Origin of the sequence: Frankia sp. ACN1ag, assembly GCF_001414035.1 — a bacterium.
GTDB classification, from domain to species: domain Bacteria; phylum Actinomycetota; class Actinomycetes; order Frankiales; family Frankiaceae; genus Frankia; species Frankia torreyi.
On record NZ_LJPA01000022.1, the window covers coordinates 100,456 to 126,588 of the forward strand.

Annotated in this window: 26 protein-coding genes and 3 pseudogenes; 18 read left to right on the forward strand and 11 right to left on the reverse strand. The window is 70.7% G+C overall.

Annotation, left to right across the window (positions count from 1 at the left end; all coding sequences use genetic code 11):
• Position 1: 1 nt before the first annotated feature.
• Positions 2-2,710, reverse strand: coding sequence for an AMP-binding protein (locus tag UK82_RS19880; RefSeq protein WP_236706162.1), 2,709 nt, complete (start codon positions 2,708-2,710; stop codon positions 2-4).
• Positions 2,711-3,403: 693 nt separating this feature from the next.
• Between UK82_RS19880 and UK82_RS19885 the strand changes: the two genes are divergently transcribed.
• The 4 genes and pseudogenes from UK82_RS19885 to UK82_RS19895 all read left to right on the forward strand — a co-directional run.
• Positions 3,404-5,021: M13 family metallopeptidase (locus tag UK82_RS19885; protein WP_396230598.1), on the forward strand; the 1,618-nt coding region annotated here is incomplete at its 3' end.
• Between the two features lies 1 nt (position 5,022).
• Positions 5,023-5,359 (forward strand): annotated as a pseudogene (locus UK82_RS38855) (M13-type metalloendopeptidase); the annotation flags it as partial.
• 137 nt (positions 5,360-5,496) lie between these two features.
• Positions 5,497-5,760 (forward strand): hypothetical protein, encoded by a 264-nt coding sequence (locus UK82_RS19890; protein ID WP_044888504.1) that lies wholly within the window; start codon positions 5,497-5,499, stop codon positions 5,758-5,760.
• Between the two features lie 365 nt (positions 5,761-6,125).
• Positions 6,126-6,956, forward strand: coding sequence for a glycosyltransferase (locus UK82_RS19895; protein WP_236706163.1), 831 nt, complete (start codon positions 6,126-6,128; stop codon positions 6,954-6,956).
• Here the strand turns inward: UK82_RS19895 and UK82_RS19900 are convergent.
• Positions 6,946-7,842 carry a LysR family transcriptional regulator gene (locus UK82_RS19900; RefSeq protein ID WP_055408669.1) on the reverse strand — a complete coding sequence of 299 codons (897 nt, stop codon included), beginning with the start codon at positions 7,840-7,842 and terminating at the stop codon, positions 6,946-6,948. The two genes, UK82_RS19895 and UK82_RS19900, sit on opposite strands and share 11 nt — an antisense overlap.
• Positions 7,843-8,004: 162 nt before the next feature.
• Between UK82_RS19900 and UK82_RS19905 the strand changes: the two genes are divergently transcribed.
• From UK82_RS19905 to UK82_RS33710, 8 genes and pseudogenes are all read left to right on the forward strand, one after another.
• Positions 8,005-8,955: a hypothetical protein gene (locus UK82_RS19905; protein ID WP_044888506.1), complete on the forward strand. Its 951-nt coding sequence runs from the start codon at positions 8,005-8,007 to the stop codon at positions 8,953-8,955.
• Complete coding sequence (locus tag UK82_RS19910; protein ID WP_055408700.1) at positions 8,952-10,409, forward strand: phosphotransferase family protein; 1,458 nt, start codon at positions 8,952-8,954, stop codon at positions 10,407-10,409. Before UK82_RS19905 ends, UK82_RS19910 begins: the two co-directional genes overlap by 4 nt.
• 31 nt (positions 10,410-10,440) lie before the next feature.
• Positions 10,441-11,667 (forward strand): cytochrome P450, encoded by a 1,227-nt coding sequence (locus tag UK82_RS19915; RefSeq protein WP_173667324.1) that lies wholly within the window; start codon positions 10,441-10,443, stop codon positions 11,665-11,667.
• A 71-nt stretch (positions 11,668-11,738) separates the two neighbouring features.
• Positions 11,739-12,342, forward strand: a 604-nt coding sequence (locus tag UK82_RS38860) for an aldehyde dehydrogenase family protein (RefSeq protein ID WP_236706164.1), incomplete at its 3' end; no start/stop codon positions are given.
• A gap of 1 nt (position 12,343) precedes the next feature.
• Positions 12,344-13,072, forward strand: a pseudogene (locus tag UK82_RS38865) (aldehyde dehydrogenase family protein); the annotation flags it as partial.
• Between the two features lies 1 nt (position 13,073).
• Positions 13,074-13,211 (forward strand): annotated as a pseudogene (locus UK82_RS38870) (aldehyde dehydrogenase family protein); the annotation flags it as partial.
• Positions 13,212-13,248: 37 nt separating this feature from the next.
• Positions 13,249-14,205: a hypothetical protein gene (locus UK82_RS19925; protein ID WP_236706165.1), complete on the forward strand. Its 957-nt coding sequence runs from the start codon at positions 13,249-13,251 to the stop codon at positions 14,203-14,205.
• Positions 14,206-14,219: 14 nt separating this feature from the next.
• Complete coding sequence (locus UK82_RS33710; protein WP_161849144.1) at positions 14,220-14,378, forward strand: hypothetical protein; 159 nt, start codon at positions 14,220-14,222, stop codon at positions 14,376-14,378.
• Between the two features lie 37 nt (positions 14,379-14,415).
• Here the strand turns inward: UK82_RS33710 and UK82_RS19930 are convergent, their stop codons facing one another.
• From UK82_RS19930 to UK82_RS38875, 3 genes are all read right to left on the reverse strand, one after another.
• Positions 14,416-14,952 carry a hypothetical protein gene (locus UK82_RS19930; protein ID WP_236706166.1) on the reverse strand — a complete coding sequence of 179 codons (537 nt, stop codon included), beginning with the start codon at positions 14,950-14,952 and terminating at the stop codon, positions 14,416-14,418.
• On the reverse strand, positions 14,949-15,863 hold the full coding sequence (locus UK82_RS19935) for a metallophosphoesterase (protein ID WP_044888508.1): 915 nt from the start codon (positions 15,861-15,863) through the stop codon (positions 14,949-14,951). The genes UK82_RS19930 and UK82_RS19935 overlap by 4 nt, the downstream gene beginning before the upstream one ends.
• Positions 15,864-15,985: 122 nt before the next feature.
• Positions 15,986-16,186 (reverse strand): plastocyanin/azurin family copper-binding protein, encoded by a 201-nt coding sequence (locus tag UK82_RS38875; protein WP_236706167.1) that lies wholly within the window; start codon positions 16,184-16,186, stop codon positions 15,986-15,988.
• On the opposite strand from UK82_RS38875, the gene UK82_RS38880 reads away from it, so the two are divergent.
• Positions 16,173-16,529, forward strand: a complete 357-nt coding sequence (locus UK82_RS38880) for a hypothetical protein (protein ID WP_236706168.1) — start codon at positions 16,173-16,175, stop codon at positions 16,527-16,529. The two genes, UK82_RS38875 and UK82_RS38880, sit on opposite strands and share 14 nt — an antisense overlap.
• Before the next feature lie 181 nt (positions 16,530-16,710).
• Here the strand turns inward: UK82_RS38880 and UK82_RS19950 are convergent, their stop codons facing one another.
• A complete protein-coding gene (locus UK82_RS19950) occupies positions 16,711-17,283 on the reverse strand; it encodes a TIGR03086 family metal-binding protein (protein ID WP_055408676.1) in 573 nt (190 codons plus the stop codon).
• Between the two features lie 226 nt (positions 17,284-17,509).
• Between UK82_RS19950 and UK82_RS19955 the strand changes: the two genes are divergently transcribed.
• Positions 17,510-17,980 carry a pyridoxamine 5'-phosphate oxidase family protein gene (locus tag UK82_RS19955; protein ID WP_055408679.1) on the forward strand — a complete coding sequence of 157 codons (471 nt, stop codon included), beginning with the start codon at positions 17,510-17,512 and terminating at the stop codon, positions 17,978-17,980.
• 105 nt (positions 17,981-18,085) lie between these two features.
• On the opposite strand, the gene UK82_RS19960 is transcribed toward UK82_RS19955, so the two are convergent.
• Both UK82_RS19960 and UK82_RS19965 read right to left on the reverse strand, forming a co-directional pair.
• Positions 18,086-19,189, reverse strand: a complete 1,104-nt coding sequence (locus UK82_RS19960; RefSeq protein ID WP_055408681.1) for a DUF2637 domain-containing protein — start codon at positions 19,187-19,189, stop codon at positions 18,086-18,088.
• Between the two features lie 255 nt (positions 19,190-19,444).
• Positions 19,445-19,813 (reverse strand): hypothetical protein, encoded by a 369-nt coding sequence (locus UK82_RS19965; protein ID WP_055408683.1) that lies wholly within the window; start codon positions 19,811-19,813, stop codon positions 19,445-19,447.
• A gap of 602 nt (positions 19,814-20,415) precedes the next feature.
• Here UK82_RS19965 and UK82_RS19970 point away from each other — a divergent pair.
• Positions 20,416-21,093, forward strand: a complete 678-nt coding sequence (locus UK82_RS19970; RefSeq protein WP_201784225.1) for a DUF72 domain-containing protein — start codon at positions 20,416-20,418, stop codon at positions 21,091-21,093.
• A gap of 57 nt (positions 21,094-21,150) precedes the next feature.
• A complete protein-coding gene (locus UK82_RS19975) occupies positions 21,151-21,897 on the forward strand; it encodes an enoyl-CoA hydratase/isomerase family protein (protein ID WP_236706169.1) in 747 nt (248 codons plus the stop codon).
• Between the two features lie 48 nt (positions 21,898-21,945).
• Here UK82_RS19975 and UK82_RS19980 read toward each other — a convergent pair whose 3' ends face one another.
• Positions 21,946-22,758, reverse strand: coding sequence for a helix-turn-helix transcriptional regulator (locus UK82_RS19980; RefSeq protein WP_044888703.1), 813 nt, complete (start codon positions 22,756-22,758; stop codon positions 21,946-21,948).
• Between the two features lie 454 nt (positions 22,759-23,212).
• On the opposite strand from UK82_RS19980, the gene UK82_RS19985 reads away from it, so the two are divergent.
• A complete protein-coding gene (locus UK82_RS19985) occupies positions 23,213-23,449 on the forward strand; it encodes a hypothetical protein (protein WP_044888698.1) in 237 nt (78 codons plus the stop codon).
• A gap of 21 nt (positions 23,450-23,470) precedes the next feature.
• Here UK82_RS19985 and UK82_RS19990 read toward each other — a convergent pair whose 3' ends face one another.
• Positions 23,471-24,076 carry an AAA family ATPase gene (locus UK82_RS19990; RefSeq protein ID WP_044888697.1) on the reverse strand — a complete coding sequence of 202 codons (606 nt, stop codon included), beginning with the start codon at positions 24,074-24,076 and terminating at the stop codon, positions 23,471-23,473.
• A 308-nt stretch (positions 24,077-24,384) separates the two neighbouring features.
• On the opposite strand from UK82_RS19990, the gene UK82_RS19995 reads away from it, so the two are divergent.
• Positions 24,385-25,353 (forward strand): glutathione S-transferase C-terminal domain-containing protein, encoded by a 969-nt coding sequence (locus tag UK82_RS19995; RefSeq protein WP_055408687.1) that lies wholly within the window; start codon positions 24,385-24,387, stop codon positions 25,351-25,353.
• Positions 25,354-25,586: 233 nt separating this feature from the next.
• Here the strand turns inward: UK82_RS19995 and UK82_RS20000 are convergent.
• Positions 25,587-26,133, reverse strand: a 547-nt coding sequence (locus tag UK82_RS20000; RefSeq protein ID WP_055408689.1) for a Rieske 2Fe-2S domain-containing protein, incomplete at its 5' end; no start/stop codon positions are given.

Sequence of the window (26,133 nt, forward strand, 5' to 3'; positions counted from 1 at the left end):
GTCACGCCCCGGGGGCGTTGGTGCGACCGGCGAGGACCGCCCGAATGTCGGCCGCGATCTCACTGACGACGGGTTCGCGCAGCACGGTGTCGTGGTCGCCGCCCACGGTGCGGTAGGTCGCCTCGCCGGTCAGCAGCGGGCGCCAGACATCCCGCCGGTGCGCGGGCGAGGCGGTCGCCGTGTAGACCAGCGCCCGGCCGTTCCAGGGCCTGGGTCGGTACAGCCTGGTGAGCACCCGGGACTGGTCGTAGAAGACGTCGTACTGGTTCATGCCCTTGAACTGGACGACGCCGGCCAACGGAAGCTGGGCCGCGCGCCAGGCCCGGCTGAGCAGGGCCCGGGCGGCCTCCCGGGCGGCTGCCCCCGCGGCGCGCGCCGGGCCCGTGGCCGGTCCCCCCGCCTGGTCCGCCGAGCCTCCGGCCGGAGGCGAGGCCGTGGTCGGGCTCCCCGGCAGCGCGGAGGGCAGCACCCCGCCCGCGAAGACGCCGGCGGACGTGTCGGGCGGGAAGCTGTCGATGAGGATCAGCAGTTCGACGTGCCCGCCGGCCTCGGTGAGCAGTCGTGCGGTCTCGAAGGCGACGAGCCCGCCGAAGGAGTGGCCGACGAGGTGGTAGGGGCCGGCGGGTTGGAGCAGGCGCAGGGTGCGGGCGTGGCGGCGGGCGGCGGCATGGATGGACCAGTCGGGCAGGCCGCGGTATTCGAGGCCGTGGGCCTGGATGCCGTAGACGGGACGCTCGCCGTCGAAGTGGCGGGCGAAGCCGAGCATGCCGATGGCCAGGCCGCCGGCGCCGCAGAAGCAGAACAGGGGCTGGCCGTCGCCGGTGGTGCGCAGCGGGACGACGGTGGGGTGACGCAGGACGTCGGTACCGACATTGCGCAGGCGGACGGTGAACTCGGCGACGGTGGGGGCGTCGGCGACGGTGGAGGTGGGCAGGTCGACGCCGAGTTCGTCGGCGACCCTGGTGAGCAGCTCCTCGGCGATGAGGGAGTCGCCGCCGAGTTCGACGAAGTCGTCGTGGATCCCGACGTCGTCGAGGTGCAGGGCGGCGGCCCACACGCCGGCGACGGCCTCTTCCCACTGGTCGCGGGGCGGGTTCTGGTCGGGTTTCGGGCCGGTGGGGGCGGCGGGCAGGTTCAGCCGGTCGACCTTGCTGCGGTCGGTCCTTGGCAGCGCGGTGACCAGCATGACGACGGCCGGCACCATGTAGGACGGCAGCTTGGCCCGCAGCAGGCGCCGGATCGAGGCGGGCGAGACCCGGGCGCCGGTCGCGGGCACGACGTAGGCGACCAGGCGGGTGCGCTCCGTGGTCTTGTCGGCCACGACGACGGCCTCGAGCACGTCCGAACTCGCGAGCAGGGCGGACTCGATCTCGATCGGCTCGACGAGGTACCCGCGGATCTTCACGGCCGCGTCGTTGCGGCCGACGACCCGGAGCTGGCCGTCGGCGTCGATGCGCCCGAGGTCCCCGGTGCGGTAGGTGGGCGTGCCGTCCGGCCCGACACCGAACCGCGCGGCGCTCACCTCCGGCGCCCGCCAGTAGCCCCCCGTGATGAAGTGGCCCGCGACGACGATCTCACCGGTCTCCCCGGGTGGCATCTCGACGCCGTCCGGCGAGACCACCCGCACCGCGACGTCGACCACCGGCCGCCCGGCCGGCATCACGCCGTCGGGCAGGTCCTCGTCCGACCAGATCGGGGCGCAGGTCGCCGTGCCGAGCTCCGAGGCCCCGTAGGAGACCAGGAACGCCGCGGTCGTCGGCAGGTGGCGGCGGGTCAACGCGACGTCGCGGGCGTAGATCGCCTCGCCGACCGACATGACGAAACGGAGGTCGCCGAGCACCTCGTCCGGCTCGAGGCAGCCGAACACGGTCCGGATCAGCGCCGGCGTGGCCACGATGCCGGCCGGCCGGGTGGTGCGCAGCCAGTCGGCCAGGTCGCGCACGCCGCGGACCCGCGGGTCGTACATCTCGAGGGTGGCGCCGAAGACCAGGCCACCGAGCAACCGGTTCATCCCCGAGATGAACGAGTAGGGCAGCAACAGCGGCAGCGGGTCGCCCGGCACCGGCCGCATCACGTCCCGGACCTGGATGGCGTAGTGGATACCCAGCAGGGCGCGGTGGTGCCACACGACGCCCTTCGGCACCCCGGTCGACCCGGAGGTGAAGATGAGCACGGCCGGATCGGTGTCGGCCCGGCACGGCGCGGTCGACGCCACCCGGTCGGCCAGCGCCGGGGACCAGTCTGCGACGCGCTCGTCGCCGACGTCGACCGTCGCCACGATCCCCGGCAGCGCGGCGGCGGTCCGCTGCTCGGCGGAGCCGGCCGGCCCGGTGACGCAGACCGGGGCCCCGGCCAGGCCCACGACCTGAGCCAGGCGGTCGGGGGGAGTGAGGCCGTCGAGGGGCACACAGGGCCGGCCACTCGCGATGACGCCCAGGACGGCGGCGATCCCGCTCGCGTCGTGGGGCAACAGCACCGCGACGGGCGTGTCCGGGTCGGCCGCGGCCGGCTCCCGCAGGATGCGGTCGGCGACGACGTCCACCCAGGCGACGAGTTCGGCGAAGGTGACGGCACAGTGTGCATCGCGGACCGCCACGACGTCGCGGCAGACCTCGGCGACGGCGCGGATCCGGCCGACGACGTTCCCGAACCGGTCGTCGGGACGCAGCGGCGGCGGTGCCGGCAGCGGCACCGCCACTGACGCCGGCACCGGTACCGGCCCCGACGCCGGCCCCGACTGAGCGATCTGGCCTTTCCTCATGTCAGCCAGGTCGGTGGCCCTTGGACGGACGGTATTGTCATGGCGCCTCCCGGGCAGGCATTGGTATGGGAGCCGTGACCGCGTGCTCCGATCGGTTCAGATTCAACACGAACGACTTTGCGACCTGCCACCCACCTCCGTAGTAGTCATTAACGTTAATGCGTGGTTGCTGTGCGCCCCCGCTCTTGCGATTCGGCCCGCCACGAAGCGCCACCGCGACTTCCCGCCGCCAGTCCGTCGGTGCCGGTGGCGGAGTTCACACGAAACTGGTGGCACTTACGACTGGCCCTGCCCCTCGGGACCGAGGAACTGCCACCGAACGAGGAGCTGCCACCGAACGGGATACGGGATATCGACGACGCTCACGTCACTGTCTATCTGTGCCTCCGGGCCCGGTACGGGCAGGCCCGCCGACCGGCGATGTCGCGGTACGTTTACTCGACGAACCAGCGATCCTCCAGCCTGTGCCCGACACCGGGACGGGCGGAAGGCCGGCGCCTCGGCTCATCGCCTGATCATGCCTGGCCGCCGGCACGGAGACCCTGCCCCTGCGCGTGCCCGGGTCGTCGCCCGGCGCGGGTGGCGGCCGGTTCCGCGCGAGGTCCTTCCCTGAACACCCGATAGGTTGCAGACTTTCGTTCTGTGAGCATCCTCGACGACGCCCGCGAGGGCATGGACCTCGACGTCCGACCGCAGGACGACCTCTTCGGCCACGTGAACGGCCGGTGGCTCGCCGAGACGGAGATCCCGTCCGACCGCTCGAGCTGGGGCCCGTTCGTGCAGCTCGCCGATGCCGCCGAGCAGCAGGTCCGCGACATCATCACCGACCTCGCCGCGCAGGACCCGGCCACCCAGGGCGAGGACGCCCGGAAGATCGCCGACCTCTACAACTCCTTCCTGGATATCGACGCGATCGAGGCCCTCGGCCTGGACCCGGTGCGGTCGCTGCTGGACGCCGCACGTGGTCTGGGCGACGTCCGCGACCTCGCCGCGTTCCTCGGCGAACTCGAGCGCGACGGCGGCTCCGGGTTGTTCGGCTCCTACGTCGACACCGACGACCGCAACTCCGACCGCTACCTGTTCCACCTGAGCCAGGGGGGCCTCGGCCTGCCGGACGAGTCGTACTACCGCGACGACAGGTTCGCCGCGACGCGCGAGAAGTACGTCGCCTACCTGACCCGCATGCTCGGGTTGGGCGAGCACCCCGACCCCGAGGGCGCCGCGCAGCGGATCCTCGACCTGGAAACCCTGCTCGCGAAGGGTCACTGGGAACGGGCCGAGACCCGCGACGTCCAGAAGACCTACAACCTGACGACGACCGAGGAGCTGGCGGCGCTCTGCCCGGCCTTCGCCTGGGACGCCTACATCACCGGTCTCGGCGGGCAGCTCACCGGCCCGCACGCGACGCTGGCGGAGGCGTGCGTGCGGCAGCCGTCGTTCTTCGCCCACCTGTCGACGGTGCTGACCGACACGCCGATCGAGGGCTGGCGCGACTGGGTGGTGAGCCGCGTGCTGCGCTCGGCCGCGTCGTACCTGCCCGACCCGTTCGTCGAGACGCATTTCGACTTCTACGGCCGCACCCTCAGCGGCACGCCCGAGCTGCGGGCCCGTTGGAAGCGTGCGGTGGCGTTCGTCCAGGGCGCGATCGGTGAGGCCGTTGGCCGGGAGTACGTCGCCCGCCATTTCCCGCCGCGCGCCAAGGCGCAGATGGACGACCTCGTCGCGAACCTGCTCGCGGCGTACCGTGAATCGATCTCCCGGCTGGACTGGATGACGGAGGAGACCAAGCTCCGGGCGTACGACAAGCTCAAGACGTTCCGGCCGAAGATCGGCTACCCCGACCGGTTCCGGGACTATTCCGCCCTGCGGGTCCGCCGCGACGACCTGATGGGCAACGCCCGCGCCGCCGCCGCGTTCGAGACCGACCGGCAGCTCGCCAAGATCGGTTCACCGGTCGACCGGGACGAGTGGTTCATGCTCCCGCAGACCGTCAACGCCTACTACAACCCCGGCACCAACGAGATCTGCTTCCCGGCCGGCATCCTGCAGAAGCCGTTCTTCAGCCCCGACGCCCATCCGGCCGAGAACTACGGGGGCATCGGTGCGGTCATCGGCCACGAGGTCGGTCACGGCTTCGACGACCAGGGCGCGCAGTACGACGGCGCCGGCAACCTCAACGACTGGTGGACCCCCGCCGACAAGGCTGCCTTCGAGGTGAAGTCGAAGACCCTGGTGGAGCAGTACAACGCGTTCGAGTCGCNCAACCTGCCGGGCGAAAAGGTGAACGGCGCACTGACCGTCGGCGAGAACATCGGCGATCTCGGCGGCCTCACCATCGCCCACCAGGCCTTCGTCATCTCCCAGAACGGCGAGGCGTCACGCGACGACCGGCGCCGGCTGTTCATGAACTGGGCCTACGTGTGGCGCACCAAGCGGCGCCTCGAGCTCGAGCGGCAGTACCTCACCACCGACCCGCACAGCCCGCCGGAGCTGCGTGCCAACATCGTGCGCAACCTCGACGAGTTCCACGAGGTCTTCGATACCACCCCCGGCGACGGGCTTTGGCTGGACCCGACCGACCGCGTCCGAATCTGGTAGAGACGCCACCTTCCGAGGGATTCACAAAAGGCTCTTAACATTCAAGTCCGATATCGGTTTGACGCTATCCGAACCGGCTGAGGTACCGTCCCTCCCGCACCTTCACGCGTTCGGGGAATGACCAGAAGGGATCACCAGTGACCCAGCAGGAGCAGCAGGAGCAGCGCCAGCAGGTGGAGCAGCGGTTGCGCCAGAACTGGCAGCAGCTTCGCTACCGCATCCTTGACCAGTTCAATCAGGTCAGGTCGGCGGATCTCGATGCCGCGGCCGGCATCGATGACCTCGTCGCGCGGATTGCGGACAGGACGAACCACAGTGAGCAGTACGTCGAGAACCGTCTGCGGCAGTTGACGGGCGTCGGCGCCGGCCAGCAGCGCCAGTCGTTCGGCGTCCGGCAGTAGCCCTGACGAGGTCAGGTCGATCAGGCCTCGGCGCACCGTAGGCAGGCCGGTGCGCCACCGAGCCGACGTTCGCTACTCGGCGCGCGTTCTCGGGAAGGCTAACGGCGTGTTCGTGGCGACGCGCACCAGCGACCTCACCAAGGCAGTTCTGCCGTTCCTCCTGACCGTCACCTGCTGACGGTCAGCGCGGGCGCGGCGGCGGCCGCTCGGTCCCCCGGGCGACCGTCGCCGTGCCCGGCTCGCGGGTGTACCACGCTCGTCGGCGCCCCTGGTGTAGCACTGAGTTCGTGCAGCCTCTCCCGAGCGGCCGGCCGCCTTCGGCCGGCCAGCCTCCTTCGGCCGTCCAGCCCGTTTCGGTCGTCATCGTGCACCGTGACCAGCCGGCGCGGCTCGTCGACACGATCGACGCGTTCCGCGCGCAGGACGTCCCAGTCGCGATCACGATCGTCGACAACGGATCGGCGGTCCCGCCACCGGTCGAGGCCGCCGACGTCGCGGTCGTGCTGGCCGGCGGCAACCTGGGATTCGGGCCGGCGGCCAATATCGGCTTTCGGGCGTTCCTCGCCGACGAGGACGCGGGCGAGTGGGTGGTGCTCGCGCCGCACGACGCGCTGCCCGAGCCCACCTGCCTGAGTCACATGCTGAGCGTGCTGGCGCAGCAGCCACGAGCGGGGCTGGCGTGTGCCGACGTCGGCGACGGAGCGACACCGGTCCTCGACCCCTACTTCGGCGGGATCCTCGCGCCCGCGAGCGTCGACGAGGGCTGGGAGCCGGCCGGCCACCCGCACGGCACGCTGATGTTCGCCCGCCGCGCCTGCCTCGACGAGGTCGGGATCTTCGACGAGCGCTACTTCGCGTACTGCGAGGAGGCGGACCTCGCGCTGCGAGCGAGGTCCGCCGGCTGGGAATCCGGACTCGTGCGCGGCGCGATGGTCACCAACCCGCACATCAGCTCGACCTCCGCGGCGATCGACTACCTACAGCTTCGCAACACCCTGCTGCTCGTGCGGGAACACTCCGGCCGCTACCACGCGTTCATCCGACTCTGCATCGCGCTGTGGCACCTCGCCTCGGGCGCCGTCGTACCGGCCCGGCGCGGCCCCTACTGGCACCTCGAAGGACGCCTGCGCGCGCTCCACGACTTCCTCCATGGCCGCTTCGGCCCGCCGCCTGCGCACCTGCTCGTCAAGCGCTGACATCGCCGGCCGGTGCACCCGACAGGCCCAGGTCCTTCGCGGTCTCGACGACATTGCGAACGGCGGGGCTGTCCTCGCCCGTTCGCCAGATCAGGAGCTGATCCAGCCGGCCCCACGAGGCGGGGTCCGCGAGCGGGACCGCGACGACGGCCCGGTGCCGGTATCTCGGCACCGCCCGGGAGGCGGTCAGCGCGATGCCCTCGCCGGTCTCGACCCGGGTGGCGAGTTCGTCGCGGCCGTGGATGGGCGGACGGCGGACGGTGATGGTGATTCCGGCGGTCTGCCAGAGGGTGGCGGGATCCGGGCCGGTCAGGATGAAGGTCTCGCCGTCGAGGTCCTCGAGGTCGATCGCGGACCGGCGGGCGAGGGGATGCCCGGCGGACACGAAGACCGTGTCGAGCATGAGGACGTCGAAGCGGTAGGCGTCGAGCCCCGCCAATAGCTCTCCCCAGCACATGCCGAGGGAGCTGCGCCCGGCCAGAACCGACGCCGCGATCTTCTGGTTCGGCTTCTCCCGATACTCGAGCCTGAGGTCGGGGTGCCGGGACCGCAGCGACCGTACGAGCGACGAGACGACGTCGAAGTGGTTGCTGGCGTGGAGAAGACCGACAGTGCCGGTGGTGCCGTTCGCCGTGTCGGCGACGACGGCTCGGAAGGTCTCGATGCTGGCGAGGACGAGGCGCGCCTGGTCGAGCAGGGGCCTGGCCTCCGGGGTGAGGGCGACGCGGCGGCTGGTGCGCGCGAACAGCCGGATGCCGACGCTGGCCTCGAAGTCCTGCAGGCGCTTGCTGACGCCGGAGGTGCTCAGGCCCAGCCGGGCGGCGGTCCGTCCGAAGTGCAGCTCGTCGGCGAGGGCGACAAACACCTCTAAGTGATCGATTCCCACGCGGAGGATCGTCCCCGAACGGGAAACGATGCGTCAACCGGACGACTCTTGATCCCAGACTGAGGCAGGCGGGAAGCTCGCGGGGCCGGCCAACGCGCGAGGTCTCTGCGGCATCGGTCGATCAAATACCCGGATGACGGTCCCGCAACGAGGGGAGCTGGTATGGACGATGACCCGAACTGCTTCACCCCCGCCGACGACGGCCTCCATACTCCGTCGGACAACTATTATGAGACCGAGACATTCTGGTTCTCGTTCTTCGTGCCGGACCGGGCGCTGGGAGCCTGGCTCTACGCGTCGGTCAAGCACAACGCCGGGGGAACGGCAGGCGGCTGCTGGATCTGGGACGCCACCGGTAGCGCGCCCTGGGATATTCCGTTCTACGAGCAGTTCGCGCACCTCAAGGCGCCAAGCCAGCCGTCGCCGGGCGTCCTTGCGTTTCCGACCGGGATGACGGTGCAGGTTCGCGAGCCCGCCACGTCCTATCGCCTCGGTTATGACGACCGGAACCGGTGCCGGGTCGACCTGCGGTTCGACGCACTCGAACCGCCGGTGCCGCTGCGCCGGGGGGCGCCGCCGTATCCGAAGGCCTCGCACTATGACCAGACCGGGCACGTCACCGGCCACCTGCTGCTCGACGGTGAGCGGGTCGAGGTCGACTGCTACGCCATGCGGGACCGCTCCTGGGGACCCCGGACCGAGCGCGGCTACCGGCGTGTCGGCTACACCTGGGCCGCCTCCCCCGGGCTGAGCCTGCTGACCTACACGTCGCCGGAGGCGCATCAGGGCGGCACGGTCCCGGAGCGCGTGCACTCCGGCTACGTCCGCCGCGACGGCAAGCTCGCCCAGATCGTCGAGGGCCGCCGCACGGTACACCGCGATCCGGAGCAGGGCTGGATCACCGGCGTCGATCTCGAGGTCGTCGACGAACACGGCCGCGCCACCGTCGGCCGGGCCGAAGGCACAAGCCGCATGATCCTTCCCGGCGGTACGACGGTCTGTATCAACACCTCGCTGCGGTGGACTGTCGACGGCCGCACCCTGCACGGCGAGGACCAGGACGTCTGGCCGATCGACGAGTGGCGGCTGCGCCGCCGCGGGAGCGTCGCATGAGCAGCCTGACCCTGCCCGCCGCCATCCTGGAATGGATGGAGAAGGCGGTCGGACATCCGGTCCTGAGCGCGACGCGGATACCGGGCGGCGGCACCCGCCAGGGCTGGTTCATCGACGTCGACGCCAGCAGCAACGGCAACGGCAACACGGACGGGATCGGCGACACCGGCGGGAAGCTGTTCCTGCGCTACAGCCCGCAGCCGCTGCCCGCCCGCAGCGCCTTCCATCGGCTGGCCACCGAGGCCGAGGTGATTCGGGCCCTGGGCGGCGCCGGAATCGCGGTTCCCGCCGTGTATGCGGTCCATCCGGTGGAAGAGGCGGTCCTCCTCGAGCGGGTGCCGGGAGACACCTGGTTCTACCGCCTCCGCGACCCCGACGAGCAGGTCCGGGTGGCGCAGGACTTCATCAGGAGCCTGGCCAAAGTCCATCGCCTCGATCCCGCCCGGCTGGACATTCCTGGGCTCGGGCCGGTGCGATCGGCGCGGGAGCATGCCCTGGAGCGCATCGCGCAGATCCGCCGGCGCGCCACCGCCCCGGACGGGTCGATCGACCCCCTGGTCCGCCTGTCGGCGGACTGGCTGGAAGCCCACGTGCCCGACTACGACGGCCCCGTCGTCCTGGTCCAGGGCGATACCGGGCCCGGCAATTTCCTGTACCAGGACGGACGGGTCACGGCCGTGCTGGACTGGGAACTGTGCCATTTCGGGGATCCGATGGACGACATCGCCTGGTTGTCGCTGCGGACCGTGCAGGACACCTTCACCCACCTGCCCGACCGCCTCGCCGAATACGAGAAGCTCTCCGGCCACGCGATCGACGTCGACCGAATCCGGTACTACCGGGTCTTCGCGGAGACGACGATGGCGACCCTCACTCCCCACGAAGGCCCCGGCGTCCCGGCGGTGGACGGCGAACAGCGGGCCGCCGAACAGTCGGCTGCCGAGAAGCCGGCTGCCGAGCAGGACGTCGGCAACCTCATGCTCTATCTCCAGCTCCATCGCCGGCTGTGGCTGGAGGCGTTGAACGCCGTCATGGGTCTCGAGCTCACCAAACCGGTCATGCCGGAGCCGGCGGAACCACGCGACTGGCAGCCCCTGTATGCCGACGTGCTGGCGATGCTGCGCACGATCACGCCACGGATCACCGACCCATTGGCGTCCCAGTGGCTGAAGGGAATAGCACGGATGGTCCGGCACCTGCGGGAGCTGGACGCCTGCGGCCGGGAGCGCGACGAGCTGGAGCAGTCTGACATCGCCCTGCTTCTCGGGTACCACCCCTCGTCACTGCAGGCGGGGCGGGACGCTCTCGCTCGGGCGAACGCCGTCCGGCGGGTCAGCGACGAGGATTTCACGCGCTACCTGTGGAACCGGGTGATGCGGGACGACCATGTGATGCGCCATGCGTCCGGGGCCCTGCACTTTCGCACCTGGCCGCCCCTGACCGACGTGTCCTGAGAACGCCCCCCTCAACCACCACGGAGTGATCATGACTGAGACCGAGAGTGACACCGAGACCGGGCCCGTCGCCCACGCCTGCCCGGTCGTGGACTATGTCACCGGCCCGCCACCCGCACCGGCGTTAACCCTGTTCCAGCGCATGGACGACCATCAGGCGGCCGGCCGCCCCGCTGTCCGGACCGACGAGGCGGGCGGGTACTGGATCTTCACGGACCATTCCGTGATCCTCGACGGGCTCCAGCAGCCCGACCTCTGGTCGAACTCGGTGATCGTCCCCACGGAGCCGGATCCGCCTTACCGATGGATCCCGATCATGCTTGACCCGCCGGAGCACACGAAATGGCGCCATCTGCTCGGATCGTACTTCTCGCCGGGCCGGACGAAGGCGATGAAGGCCGGCCAGCACCGGCTCGCGGTCGAGCTCATCGAGAGCCTGCGTGACCGCGGCGAGTGCGACTTCGTGCACGACTTCGCGCAGGTGTTCCCCAGCACGATCTTTCTGGACATCATGGGGATGCCGCGGGAACAGCTCGGCGAGTTCATGCAGTGGGAACACATGATCCTGCATGAGAACAACGACAGCGATCCCGACGGCTCGGTGCGGCTCGCGGGCATGCAGGCCGTCCAGACCTACTTCGCCGGCCTCGTCGCCGAGCGGCGGGCGAACCCCGATCCCGATGCCCAGGACGTCGTCAGCGCCGCGATCTCCTGGGAGATCGACGGGGAGCCGGTGACCGACGCCGACGTGCTCAACTGCCTGCTGCTGCTGTTCATGGCCGGCCTCGACACCGTCGCCGGCCAGTCCTCCTACATCCTGCTGCACCTGGCCACGCACCCGCAGGACCGGGCCCGGATCGTCGCCGAGCCCGAGCTGATCCCCCACGCCGTGGAGGAACTGCTCCGGGCATATCCGATCGTGCAGACGGCCCGCAAGGCCACCCGGGACGCGGAGTTCCACGGCTGCCCGATCAGGAAGGGGGACATGGCGGCCTTCCCACTCTCCGCGGCCGGCCGGGACGAGCAGGCCTATCCCGACGCCAGGCGGGTCGATCTCGATCGCACGACGGTCCGTCATCTTTCCTTCGGTGGCGGCCCCCACCGCTGCCTCGGTTCCCACCTGGCTCGCCAGGAACTCGCCGTGCTGGTACAGGAATGGCACCGTCTCATTCCCGACTACGAGCTCGCCGAGATTCCCCTCGAGCACGGCGGCGGGGTGTGGGGCCTGGAGTCCCTGCCCCTGCGGTGGGCCGTCTGACGCCGGCTCGGCAACGAGGCGGTCAACCAGGCCCGCCGCATTCGCGGCACCGATCGTTGAAAGGGAGAACCATGGCCACCGACTTCTCCTACCGGCTCTACATCGACGGGACGTGGTCCGACGGTGAGGGCGTAGCGCAGCTCGAGGTCCTGAATCCGGCGACCGAGGAGGTCATCGGCCGGGTGCCGCAGGCGACCCGCGCCGACGTGGCACGGGCCATCGAGGCCGCCCGGCGGGCCTTCGACGACGGGCCCTGGCCGCGGATGACACCCGGGGAGCGCGCCCGGATCATGCTGCGCATGGCGTCGGTGATGGAACGGCGACTGGCCGAGATCGTCGACCTGAACATCGTCGAGGCGGGGTCGGTCCGCTGGCTCGCCGAATCCATCCAGGTGGGCATCCCGGTCACGCACCTGCGCGACATGGCCGAGCGGGTGATGCCGTCGTTCGCCTGGGAGAAGCCGCTCCTGCCGTTCGTCGGCGCCGGAATCGGTCAGGGCGTCCTGCGCCGCGAGCCGTTCGGCGTCGTCGGGCTCATCTCCGCCTACAACTTCCCGTTCTTCCTCAGCATGATGAAGCTTGCGCCCGCCCTCGCCGCCGGGTGCACCGTCGTGCTGAAGCCCGCTCCCACGACCCCGCTCGAGTCCTTCCTGATCGCCGAGATCGCCGAGGAGGNCGGGCTTCCTCCCGGCGTGCTCAACGTCGTCACCGGCGACGTCGAAGCCGGTCAGGAACTGACCAGCAACCCGATGGTCGACCTCGTCAGCTTCACCGGCTCGGACAGCGTCGGCCGGCTGGTCTACAGCCAGGCCGCGCCCACCCTGAAGAAGGTCGTGCTGGAGCTCGGCGGCAAGTCGGCGAACATCATCTGCGACGACGCCGACCTCGACTTCGCGCTCGCCGACGTGCTGGCCGGCATCACCCTGCACGCCGGGCAGGGCTGCTCCCTGCTCACCCGCACCCTCGTGCACCGCTCCCGGCACGACGAACTCGTCGAGAAGGTCACCGCCGCGCTGGCCCAGGTCAAGGTCGGCAACCCCGTCGAGGCCGACACCGCCATGGGCCCGCTCATCAGCGAGGCGCAGCGGGCCAAGGTGGAGGAGCTCATCCGCACCGGCGAGAAGGAGGGCGCCCGGATCGTCTTCGGCGGTGGCCGGCCGGCCGGGCTCGACCGGGGGTACTTCGTCGAGCCGACGCTGTTCACCGGGGTCGACAACGCCATGACCATCGCGCGCACGGAGTTCTTCGGCCCCGTCGGTGTGATCATCCCGTTCGACGACGATGCCCACGCCGTCCGGATCGCCAACGACAGTCCGTACGGGCTCGCCGCGGCCGCCTGGGCGAAGGATCCGATCCGCGCGTACGACCTCGCCAAACAGCTCCGCGTCGGATTTGTCACGATCAANGGCGGCGGCGGTGGCCTCAGCCCGCACACCGCCTTCGGCGGCTACAAGCAGAGCGGACTGGGCCGCGAATGGGGCGAGCACGGACTCGACGAGTTCCTCCAGACGAAGTCGGTCGTCTGGGGCGTGGCGCGCGGCTGACCCCGCCGCGGCCCCGACAAGCGGAGAGGAAAGCATCGTGGCTGCCGCCGAACCGCCGGTCCCGCCGGCGCTGGTCGATCCCAGCGGCGTGTGGGTCTTCAACTGGGTGATCCCGTTCCTCGGCGGACTGATCATCGTCCTGGCTGTCGCCGACACCATCCGGCGGCGGCGTCTGACGTGGGGTTTCCTGTTTCTGACGAACAGCATGCTGGTCTACTGGATGGAGACCGTCGGCGACTGGGGTCAGCAGCTCGTCTACAGCCCTGCCTTCGCCCAGCATCATCTGCTCGACTGGCTGCCGATCAAGACGCCGCACGATCCGCTGTTCATGCCCTTCGCCTACGCGTGCTACTGGACGGTGCATGCCTTCATCGTGCTGCGCATCGGCCAGTTCCTCGTGCGGCGTTTCGGGTGGAGCCTGCTGCAGGCCATCGCCGTACTCGCGATACCGGTGAACTACACGTGGGACTTCCTCGTCGAAAGCCTGGCCGCCGCGATGGGATGGTGGGTCTACGACCCGGGGTTCGGTCCGCACATCGAGTTCGGCAACGGCGGCAAGTTCACCGTGCTGTGGACGATCGGGCTGATGTCGTTCTGGCCGAACCTGATCGCCTACTGGGCCGGCAAGCCGCCGGTCCGCGCGCTCAACTATTTCGAACGCTTCTTCGGGCTGGAACGCTTCACCACTCCACGACGTGGCGAACCCGAGACGCCGACATCCGACCCCGGCACGCCGCTGACGGCGGGCGGCCCGGGTGACGCTGCCGTGCTTGTCCGGCAACCCCGGCAACTCACCAGTCAGCGGCGGCTCGATCGACGGCAGGAATACGACGCCTGGCTCGACTTCGACGTCACCATACCGAGGTGGAAGTTCGAACTCGCCCGCTTCGGCGCGTGGTTCGTGGTCTTCCAGGTCACCTTCTTCGTCATGCTCGTCCTGCCGCTGGTCGCGATGCGCGCGCTGACCGGCCACGACAGCGTCTACGTTCCCTAGCCGAGGAGGATTTGATGAGCACGGGCACGCCCGACGACGATCCGCTCGGGATCCAGGCGAAAATGCTGCCGCCCGCGGACGGCGCGGCCCTGCGGCGAGAGTCCGCGTGGGTCTTCGCCTGGTGCATGGGCCTGACGGCGGCGCTGTTCGTCCTGGTCTATCTGCTGACCTGAGCGGGAACGCGCCGCCCGCGCTGGCAGGCGACCGTGGTCAATGTCCGGTGAGCCGGTCCGTCCGGGCGGGGCCGGACGGTCGACTCACCGCGGCCACCACGGCCACCGCGGCGAGGACCACCAGGACCCCGATCTCGACGGCGACGCTGATCGCGGCGTCCGGGGAGGGCGTGAATCCGTGCTCCTCGAACCCGGCGACGCCGGTCGTCCGAGACAGCACGAAGCCGACCAGCGCGCCCCCGGACAGGCCCGCGGCCAGGACGGACAGCAGGACCGACCCGGGTAGCGCCACGCTGACCACGAGCAGGAACGCGACGGCGAACGAACCCCCGGCCTGGACGAGGAACGCGGGGCCGATGGTGTGGATGTGGCGGTAGCCGTGGTTGGCGTACAGGTCGTAGTGGATGTAGCCGCTCCAGGCCAGCAGGGTGGCCACGACGACCTTCGTCGCTCCCCCGACGATCTGCGCCGGCCCGGCCGGGGCCGATCCCGGCGCGCCGGGCCCGCCCGGCGCCGAGAGCGTCTCCGTCTCCGCCCCCGTCCCCGCCTCCGTCTCCATCTCCGACGCGCTCACGAGAGCACACTGTCCTTGATCGCCAGGGTGGTCTGGCCCTGGACGTGGCTGACCTCGCGGATGCCGAGCGCGGCCCGCAGCCGGCCGGCGGGCAGGGTCTGCGGCGTCGGTGCCGGGCCGACCCCGGGCCGGGGCAGGGGGTAGGCGGTCGTCGTGGCGCTGTGGAAGGTCACGGTGCCCTCGGTTTTCGTGAACAGCTGGTGGACGTGGCCGTTGAGGCAGGTCACCGAGGAGAACCGTCGCAGGTGACTCAGGGCCTGCGCGGCGTCGTCGGTCCCCCAGCCCCACTCCGGGTACATGGCGAACAGCGGGATGTGGGAGAAGACGAGGATCGGTGTGTCGCTGGACAGGCCGGCGACATCCCTGCGGACGAAGTCGAGCTGGTCCGGGCCGAGATGACCGAGCTTCTCCAGGCTCAGGGTGTTGACCAGTGCGAGGACGTGGACGCCCTTGAGGTCGAAGCTGTACCAGCCGTCACCGGCGGAACCGGCGCCGAAGGTCGACAGATAGCCCCGGCCGTGGTCGTGGATCGCGTCGTGCTCCCCCGGCACGGTGTGCACGCTGCCGGCGCGCACACCGCCGAGCATCTGCTTGACCTGGTCGAACTGGGCGGCGGTGGACAGGTGGGTGAGATCACCGGTGTGCATGACGAAGTCCGGCCGGTAGGGCAGCGCGTTGACCTGGTCGATCGCGTGGGCGAACGAGCCGGTGACGTCGGGGTTCGCCGTTCCGGTGAAGCCCAGGTGGCTGTCGCTGACCTGGACGAACCGCAGTGTGGCGGTGTCGTCGGCCGCCGCGGCGGCCGACGTCGTCCCGCCGACGACCGAGCTGATCACCTCGCCGCCGACGACGCTGAGTGCCACCGCCGCGCCGAACCACGCGCCGTGGCGGGCCAGCTGCCGCCGGCTCATGCCACCCGGCTCCGGCCGACCCGCCCCACCCTGCCGATCCGCCCCACCCTGCCGATCCGCCCCACCCTGCCGATCCGCCTCACCGGGCCGGGCGCCACGGGGGTCACGCCCGTCGCCGGCGCTCACGGGGTCACCACCACGGTGCCGAGCATGAACGGGTGGATGGTGCACAGGTAGGCGTACTGACCGGCCTTGGTGAACGTGTACTGGTAGGTCGCCCCCTGGTCGAGGGTCGGTGAGTCCGGGCCCGCCCCGCTCTTCGCGGTGACCGTGTGCGGATCGGAGTCCTGGTTCGTCCAGGTGACCGTCGTGCCAGCCTTCACCGTGACGGTCGCCGGCGAGAACGCGAAGTTCTGGATCGCCACCCTGGTAGCCGACACCGGCTTTCCGGCCGCCGTCGCACCACCCGCGCCCGGCGCACCCGTCGCCATCCCGGACATGCCCGGCATCGGGGCCGGCGTCGAGGCCGGCGTCGTGCCACCGCCCGCCCCGGCCCCCGACGTCGCCGTCGGGGTCGCGGCGGGAGCGTACGCAGGCGCCGCGGCCGACGCCGCCCCGCCCGACCCGCTGCCGCAGGCCGCAAGACCGGGAAACGCCACCGCCAGAACGGCGACCGCGAACAGCCGCCGCGGTCGGCGCATCGTGGAAGAACACCACATCGGATAGCTGCCTTTCCGGCCCGTCCTCCGGGCCAGTGCCGTGGGTCCACCGTGTTCGGCTCGTGGACCGCGTCTGTCATCGCGGTCATCAATAGCCGGGGTGGTTACACGGCCCGGGCGATCATCTGATCATCCGGTGGCAGTCGATCGTCTGGGGCGTGGCGCGTGGCTGACCCCGCCGCGGGGATTCAGGGCGCGGCGCGCCAGCGCGGGTCCCGGCCGAGCAGCGCGGCAAGGTTGTCGACCGGGTCGAGAGTCGGATCCTCAGGCAGCGGCGGCCGATACACGCCACCTGGACCGTTGAGCCCGCTGCCCGGCCGGGTGATCCTGCGGGCGATGGGCAGCGCGGCACGAGTGAGCTCGTCCGGCGCGGCATAGGGGCGGTCCAGCGCCCGGGCGAGGTCCCAGCGGTGTACCAGCATGTCGACAAAGTGCACCGCGGTGACCTCGTGCGTGGGAACCTCGCGGCCGACCTTCGGGACGGTGATCTGCGGGCCGGCCTGCTCGAGCGTCGCGACCCAGCGAGCCGCGATCAGCGCGAAGTCGGCGCGCGGGTCCTGATCGCCGGCCGCGTCCGCCGGCAGCGCGCCGCGCGCCAGCGCTGAGACCCGTTCGTGCTCGGAGTTCATGTGGCTCACCAGGTCCAGCACTGTCCAGCCCGCACACGGCGTCGGGTTGGCCAGCGCGGCGTCCGGGATCGTCACGACCTCGCGGCCGACGAGGACAAGGGCGGCGGCGTCGAGCCGCAGCAGGTCAGGCACTGTGTACCTCCGGGTCGCACATCCCCACGCCCGGCCGTGCCGATGTTACTTTTCGTGATTGACCGGACTCCTGACGGAGCCTACAGACGGCCCCGTCCCGGCCGAGTGCCCGACTACCCGGGGGCAACTGCGGACGCTGACCGCATCCGCTCCCGGCGCCTTGTTCGACGCAGCCCGCCCTCGTTTTCGGACCGGCCAGTCGGCCATTGCCGGTAGGCTCTGCGGCGTGCCAGCGTGGAAGACGATCGAGCAGGCAGAACCGGAGTTCGCCGGGCGGGTGCGGCGGCTGTTCGATGCCGGTCGCCACAAGACCATCGCAACGCTGCGCGCCGATCGCTCGCCCCGTATCTCGGGCATCGAGTGCGAGTTCACCGACGGCGACCTCCGCTTCGGTTCGATGACCGACGCCCGCAAGGGCGCGGATCTTCACCGGGATCCCCGCTTCGCGCTACACGGCCCCACCTTCCACCCCGAGCAGGGCAGGGAGAGCGACTGGCCGGGCGAGGCGAAGATCGCCGGGCGGGCCGTTCCCGCTAACCCGGTGACCACGGCCGAGGCGAGCGAGCATGCCGACGGAGAGATGTTCGTCGCCGACATCACCGAGGTCGTCGTCACCCGCCTCAACGCCGAGGCCACCGGACTCGTCATCGAGTCATGGACGCCCGAACGAGGACTCCTGAGGGTCGAGCGGAAGTAGGGCCGCACCCGGCATCGTCCATGGGATCCCCCGGGCGGGCTCGGGCGGCCCGGGGGCCCTGACGCGAGATTCCGTGCCGCCAGTTGCAACCCCCCTCGGGGTCGGCTACTGGCTGGAGTGGGGGACGAGGGTCCGTTCGGGAGCCATGCCGCGGCGCCGTCCACGGATGGTGTGCCGGTGCGCGGGCCGGGTGGGCGGGACGGTGTTGACGTCGGCGTACGGGGTGTTCCTACGGACCTGGTAGACCCAGCTCCTGCTGACCGTCATGCCCTGCGCGGCGAGTACCGCGACCGTCTTGGTGACCGACCCGCCGGTCTGGTCGAGGGTGCGCGCGATCGCCTCGCGTTTCGCTGCCGGGTCCGCCGCGCCGTCCAGCCCGGCGGGCGACGCCGCATCCGGCCGGTCGGCCTCGACCCGATCGACACCCGCCCGATCGGCACCCGCCCGATCGGTGTCGTCGTCCTCCTGGGGCGAGGGTCCACGGCTGTCGGTCCGGCTCGGGTGGTCAGCGACGTCTGGCGCCGGGGCCGGCGAAGGCGCCGCCGTGGTGGCTTCATCGGCGGTGACGGTGGAAGCGGTGACGGCGGCCGTGGTGAGGGCGGGCTCGGTGACGGCGGCCGTGGTGACGGCGGCCGTGGTGACGGTGGGCTTGGTGACGGTGGGCTTGGTGACGGTGGGCTTGGTGATGGTGGGCTTGGTGATGGTGGGCTCGGTGACGGCGGGCATCGGGCCACGTTGCGGTGGGATCGGTAGGACGGTGGTGACCGGATCGCCGACGGTTCGGCGTCCGGCCGGATGGATCTGACGCATGAGCAGCTCGTAGGAACCGAGCAGGGCCAGCGGCGGCCAGCCGGCGATGATCCGGGCGGTGACCGTGGGTTCGGCGTGTAGCACGTTCGCGGCCAGCGATGCGCAGGCTCCGAGCGCCAGCAGGAGGTAGGCCAGCCAGGACCGGTTCCGCCCGGCGCGCCGGTCCGCCAGCATCGCCATCGACGCGGCCACGATCAGCCCGTCCACGCTGAACGGCAGCACCGCCGCGGTCATCGAGTCCTCCCCGTGCGCGATCGCGACCCCGCGCATGTGCCGATAGGACACGAAGGCCGCCACCACCGCCACCGTCGCCACCGCGACCACCGTGGTGACCCGGATCGCCCGCTCCGCCCGGAGGCCGGAGGATCGACCCTCGCTCACCGGTTGATCACCGTCCACACCGATCTCCTCGTCTGCTTCGGAATGCCTCGTCAGGACACATTTTGCGCCGAAGCCGATCGCGTGGTCCGGACACCCCGATCGATGCGGAATGCCAGTATTCGCCCTGGTGCCAACCGTGATAAAAGCGTCCGCCTACGCATTTCTCAGGTCACCATCGGCGACCGTCAGCCCTGACCGTTCGGATCGGATCTGTTGCAGGCAGTCGGTCCTCTGGTCGGGCCGGCTCGGTGTGAGCCCCGACGATCCGGCCGCTTACCGCGCTTCCCAGGGGGCGTCGTCGCCCATCTTCTTGTAGTACTTGGCGAGGTGGTTCCTGGCCCGGGTGATATCGGCCGCGGGTAGATTCACGCCGCCGCGCGAGCCCTGCATGACCGCCGCCGCCGCCATCACCCCGCGAGGAACGACCGTCAGCTCGCCGTCGATCACATCAGCGATAAGCAGCTTGTAACCGGTGAACTCGTCTTTCTTCTCCTGGTCGTACCAGACGTGCGCCTCGCGGTACTTGCCGTTGGGGGCGTCCTGGGCCTCGGCCCAGCGCCGGACCCGCTTCTCCGCCGCCGCGCCGTTCCAGGCACGCGTGCGGTCGGCCAGCGGAAGATCCTTGAATGGCGTGACGGACATACCTGCCCCCTCGGGGGCGCCTCCAGATCATTCGGCCGGGCTGGGCGAGCGGCCGGGCTGGGTGAGGCGGCGTGTGTGGTTGCGGGGGCCTGTCGCGTTCCTTGATCGTGACCGTCGAGGTGTGCAGGTGCGAGCATGATCGCGGAAGTCGAGGTCCGGCCCGGCGGCATGGCGCGGTTCCGCGGAACACCGGGCGTCGGGCTCGGGGCTGGTGCTCGCAGACAAATCCCGCCTTCATGCCTTTCTGCGCCTTCCTGAACACGGAATCGAGCCGAGGGCTCGTGCCACTTCTCGGGCCGAAAACCGTACCCAAGCCTCGGCACGATCTGGCCGCGTTCTGACCGCAAATCGGTACGGAGCGCCGGGCTGGGTTAGTGGCCCAATGCCGGGTATGGCGGCGCCAGGTGCACGACCTCCACGTCGACCACCGCGAGGACGGCCGGAGGACGGTCGTTCTCCCGCCGACACGCGGCTGACTCGCCGAGACCGAGATCAAGGCCGCGATCGCGCGAGAGGCACGGCTCGCATCGACCTGAGGAGGCTGAGCGACGATCGCGGTCCACATCGGTACCTCGGGATGGAGCTACGGCCACTGGGAAGGCGTGCTCTACCCGCCGGGGACGCCGCCCGGCCGCCGCCTTGCTGTCTACGCGGCCGAGTACGACACGGTCGAGTTGAACGCCAGTTTCTACCGCTGGCCGGCCGACGCGACGTTCGCTCGGTGGCGCCGCCGGCTCCCGCCGGGCTTCGTGATGTCGGTGAAGGCGTCGCGTGGGTTGACCCACGCCAAGCGGCTCTACGCACCGGAGGCCTGGACGGGTCGGATCGCGGGCGCCTGGCATGAACTGGCCGACCGGCGAGCGGCAGTCCTGGTGCAGCTCGACGGGCGCCAGAGCCGCGACGACGCCCGGTTGGAGTACTTCCTGGCCGGGGTGCCGCCGTGGATGCGGGTGGCGGTCGAGTTCCGCCATCCAAGCTGGCACGACGAGGCGGTCTACCGGATCCTCGAACGGTACGGCGCGGCCTACTGCGTCATGAGCGGCGCCGGCCTGCCGTGTGTCCTGCGGGCCACCGCGCCGTTCGTGTACGTGCGCCTGCACGGCCCGGACCCCACGACCCTCTACGCCGGTTCCTACGACGACGACGCGCTGCGCTGGTGGGCCGGCCGCATCAACGAATGGTCCGGCGGCGGCCTGGATGTCTACGCCTACTTCAACAACGACGGCCACGGCTACGCCGTCGACAACTCCCGCCGACTGCGCCACCTGTGTGGCGCGTGAGCGGTACTCGCACAGGCGGGGTCCAGGCGGAGGTGCTCAGGCGAGAAGACTGGACAGATGATGACCGACGAGCCGTCGCAGCACCCCGCGCAGGGCCCCTGGACCACCCTGGACGTGCGCGTCAGCGCGCCGGTCGCCTGGGTCCGGTTCAACCGGCCGGCCGCGCACAACACCGTCACCACGACCATGATGATCGAGATGCACGCCGTGCTCACCGACCTCGCCCGCGACGACACGCTATCCGTCGTCGTCCTCACCGGCACCGGCCGGACGTTCTGCCCGGGCGCGGATCTGACGGCGGTGCTCACCGACCACGACCCCGACCTCCCACCGGTGGAGGTCTACCAGTCGGCGACCCTGCTGCACGAGATGCCGCAGCTCACCATCGCCGCGGTCAACGGCGGCTGCGCCGGCGCCGGGTTCGGCTGGGCGGCGGCGTGCGATCTGCGGGTCGCCGCCGCCCGCGCCCGTTTCTCCGTCGCGTTCCCCCAGCTCGGACTCACCAGCGAGCTCGGCCTGCCGTGGACGTTGTCCCGCGCGCTCGGTGGGGCCGCGGCGCGTGACCTCTGCTTCCTCCCGGCAAAACTGACCGCGGACGATGCTCGGCGGATCGGGCTGGTGGCCCGGGTGTTTCCCGACGACCGGTTCGAGGCGGAGGTCACCGCGATGGTCACCGAGCTGGGCGCGCGCCCGCTGAGATCCGTGCGCGGAACGAAGGCCAACCTCCTGTTGGCCGAACGCAGTGGCCTGGCGGAATTCGTCGACGCCGAGGCTCGGCGCCACCAGAGTTTCTTCACCGGATGAGACGCCGACCGGCCGGTGGCACCGAGATCGTGCGGCGAGCACCGGGGCTCAGGCGACCTTCGGATACTGCTTCTTGAGCCGCTCGATGAGGGCGAGCGCGGTCTGCTCGTCGCGGGCCACCGCACCCCAGCCCTCGATGAACATGCCGTCGTAGCTCAGCCCGACCCAGCGCCCGGTGAGGCGGTCGCCGTGCGGATTCAGCGCGAGGAACAGCGATCCCTTCGAGCGAACCGGACCCTCGGAACTGACGTACCAGCCCATGATGATCTCTTCGTCGAAAATCTGTAATTCACCCCACCAGAGGTACCCGCCCTCCTCGGTGGGCAGTCCGCGAGTGATCGCCTCTATGTGGATCTTCGCTCCGGACTGCTCCAGGCTCGCCTCCTGCGAGGAATGGATCTCCTCGCCGTCCCGGAACGTCTGCCAGGCCGTCCACCAGCGACCGGACAGGTCGACGCCGCCACCGGCCCGGCGGCCCACGCCGCCCGGCGACGGCACAGGTGCGGGCAGTTGGGGGCTTGCGGCGGGACCGGCGGCGGCGGCGCTTCCCCCCACCATGAGCTGTCGACGATCCGTGGTGTCCACCTCCTCCAGTGCTCGTGACCAGGTGATGCCCGCCTGGCTCCCCTTGTCCTCCAACCAGGCGTGCCGCCGCAGCTCGACCAGCCGACCGCCGGCGTTCAGCTCGGCGTCGATCGCGCTGATGAGCGACTGGGACGGCACGCCGAGCAGGCCGCGCTCCGCCTTGGACAAGTAGCTCGGCTGGTAGCGGACCCGGCTGGCGAGCTGGGCCTGGCTCAGCCCGGCCGCCTTCCTCAGCTCGACGATGCTCGCCAGGAGGGTGGCAAGGCAGGGTTGCATGTCCATCACATCGTCTACCCGGATTCCTCGGTTCTGGTTCGTCGCCGGACGTTTCCACCTGGTCTGCTTGTAGTCACACCCCGGAATGGGCGCGCGGGCTGCCAGGCCGGCCCGGATCGTCGACTGATCGTCGCACGCAACCAGATCTCCCCCGCACCACGGGTGGCCCACCTGCACGAGGCCGCCGCACCGGCCTTTCCGCATCCAGTATGACGGCTCTCACACCCTCGCCAAGGGGCCCGCCATCCGCGAGCGTCTGTAGACGCACCCGGATGGGTGACAGCCGTGACCGCGCTCATGCGGACGAGGAGTGGAGCATCGTGAGAACGTATCGGCTCGCCGATGCCGGCGAGGTGAGATTCGATTTCTTCAGCGAGGATAAATCAGTTCATCTTTTTGTGAACGCGCCGGCAGGGGCCCGGCCCCTGCCGCGCCGATCCGGGGCAGGGACGGTTTGACCGCGCCCCGGCGTCACGCGCCGTCCGAGGCAAGCTGGACCCGCGCCGAGTCCACCGTCTGCGGTGGATGCTCCGCGCCGGAGTCCTACGCGGTCGTCTTCGTCGACGACGACGGTTCACCGACGTCGGTCGGGGCCACGTTTCCCGGGCCGATGTCGGCGGAGATGTACGGAAGGATCGTGGGCGGCACGTTCCGCGTCGTCCCCGCGGACCCGGCTCGCCTCGCCCCGTAGGCGTCCGGCGGGGCGCCGGGATCAGGTGCCGGATTCCTTGATCCTCCCCTCTGTCCAGACTCGGGCCAGGATCTCGTCGGCGGTGTCGGCGGAGGTCTGGTGTGAGGTGTCGAGCCAGAGCCCGAGGCGGGGGGTCCTGCTACGAAGCACGGTGTCGAGTGCGTGGACCGTCCATGCGTCGTAAGCGGTCTTGGTCCTGGACGCTTCGCGGGCGACTATGGCGTCGGGGCGCGGGGCGAGCACGACCACGAACAGGGGCCGACTTCGCATCGCGGCGACCGTCTCGGCGAGGTGGTCGCCGAGGATGACGTCCTGGCTGATCACGGTGAATCCAGCCGCGAAATAGCCGTCGCTGACCGTGGCGGTCAGCTGATGACGCAGCCGGAGCTGCCGGGTCGCCTCGTCGGTCGGGTCGGGGGTCATGTCGACGCGGCCGTTGACGACCATGCGCCGGAAGAGGTCGCCTCGCACGTGCACCGAGCGGGGTAGCCGTTCGGCCAGTATCTGCGCGACCGTCGACTTCCCGGCCGCCTGTATGCCGGTGACGAGAATGACCGCCCGCTCGGTTCTCCGGGCCGCTGCCGGTGAGGTGTCGTGGTCGTTCTGCTCGTTGGTCGTTGAGCTCATCGGACAGGTCACTCCTCCGCGCGATCGTCACCTGGCCCCAGAGTCCCCCTCTCACCGCGACCGCGTGTTCACACCGCCCAGCACCAGGGCAGACGCGTGACGGCGGCAGCTCGCCGCCCGCCGGGTGACTCGCTCATCAGCGGCACCCGCACCAGTGGTGCGGATGCCACGGTCACGGCCGCCCACCTGGTGCCGAGGTGACGGGATCTCTGCCTGCCCGATCGGAATAGCGCAGTACTGGTCGGCCTTGGAGAAACAAGGCCCGCGACCTGCGTGGCCGCTCCAGCAGCGCCCCGAGGAGGACACGCATGTCCCAGGCCGCCGCCGTCGCTCAGACCACCCCTGTCTCCAAGAACACCGCCGTCTCCGAAAACACCGCCGCCGCCGACACCACGGGGCCGGTGTATGCCAGCCCGACCGACGTGGCGACCTACGGTGAGTACACGATCAGACGGGACCCCGCGGACACCCGGCCGCTGTACCGGTTCACCGGGCGGATCACCGCGGACGGGTCGAGCGGATTCCCGGCCGAGCCGGGCCGCTACCACATCTACGCCGGCTGGTTCTGCCCCTGGGCGCACCGCGTCACCCTCGAGCGCGCGCTGCACGGGCTCGAGGACGTCATCAGCGTCTCCTACGTCGACGGCACCCGCGACGCCCGCGGCTGGGGATTCCGCGAGACCTACGGCCCGGACCCGGTCAACGGCTTCACCCTGCTGCGCGACGCCTACGAGCGCACGGAGCCGGGCTTCGACGGCCACGTCTCCGTCCCGACGCTGTGGGACCGCGAGACCGGCCAGGTCGTGTCCAACGACTTCACCAGCCTGGGGATCGACCTGGCCACCCAGTTCGGCCGCTGGTCGAACGGCGCCGACACCTACCCCGAGCACCTGCGCGCCGAGATCGCCGAACTCGACTCCTGGATCGGCCCGGCGGTGAACCACGGGGCGCACCGGGCGGCGCACGACGAGACCGTCCGCGCGACGCTGCTCGACGCGTTCGCGACGCTCGACGCCCGGCTCGCCGACGCCCCGTATCTGGTCGGCGGCCAGCTTACGGAGGCCGACGTGCGCCTGTGGGTCTCCCTGGTCCGCTACCGCGGCCGCCGCGGTGACCTGGCGGCCCTGCCGCCGCTGTCGGACTACCCGCACCTGTGGACCTACGCCCGCGCCCTCTACCAACTCCCCGCCTTCCGGGCGACCACCGACTTCGCCACCTTCTCGGAGCCGGCCGCCGTCCTGGCGGGCTGGGACACCGCGCCCGGAGACGACGCGTAGCCGCATCGGCACGACCGCTTCTCGCTGGGAAAGGCGTCCTGATCGCGGCTACGTCGCGGCGCGGCGGGTCGCCTCACGACCTTCTTGCGCATACGAACAGAGCACGCCCACGTACGAACTCACCGTGATGCCGGGCCGAAGCCCGGGGCGGCTACGGCGAACCGACCGGCTCCAACGTTGGGGGCCATACCACGGCGGCGGTCACCATCCGGTGGTGGCCGCCGCCCCTCGGTTCACGTGGAGGTGGGGGGCACGTAGACCTGCACGACGCCGTCGACCTCGCGGACGGTGAGGCTGGGCAGCGGACGCGGCGGGGTGCGGATCTTGTAGTTCACGACCTCGCCGGCCAGTGAGAAGGCCATGCGGTGGCAGGGGCAGTTCAGCCGCTGCTGCGCCGGGTCCAGGGCCAGCCGGCAGCCCTGATGCGTGCAGATCCCCGACGTCGCGCGGACCCGACCATCGGTCCGCCGCACGAACCCGACCACGGTCCCCGTGTCGAAGGCACGCACTCCGCCTTCCGGCAGGTCCTGCGTGGTGGCGACGGTCCGCCAGATGCCGGCCGTGGGAACCAGGGCGCCGCCGGGCCCGGTCGCCGGCTCCGGTCCGGCCACCGGCGCGTCCGCCCGGTCACCGCTACCCGGGCCGCGCTCACCGACGGCCCGGTCCACCCCGGCCCCGATCGCCGCGGAGCCGGCCGCGAGCGAGGTGACCTGGACGAACCGGCGCCGCGTCCCGCGCCGCCGCCCCGCGCCGGCCCCACCAGCGGCCGCGCTGTCGGAG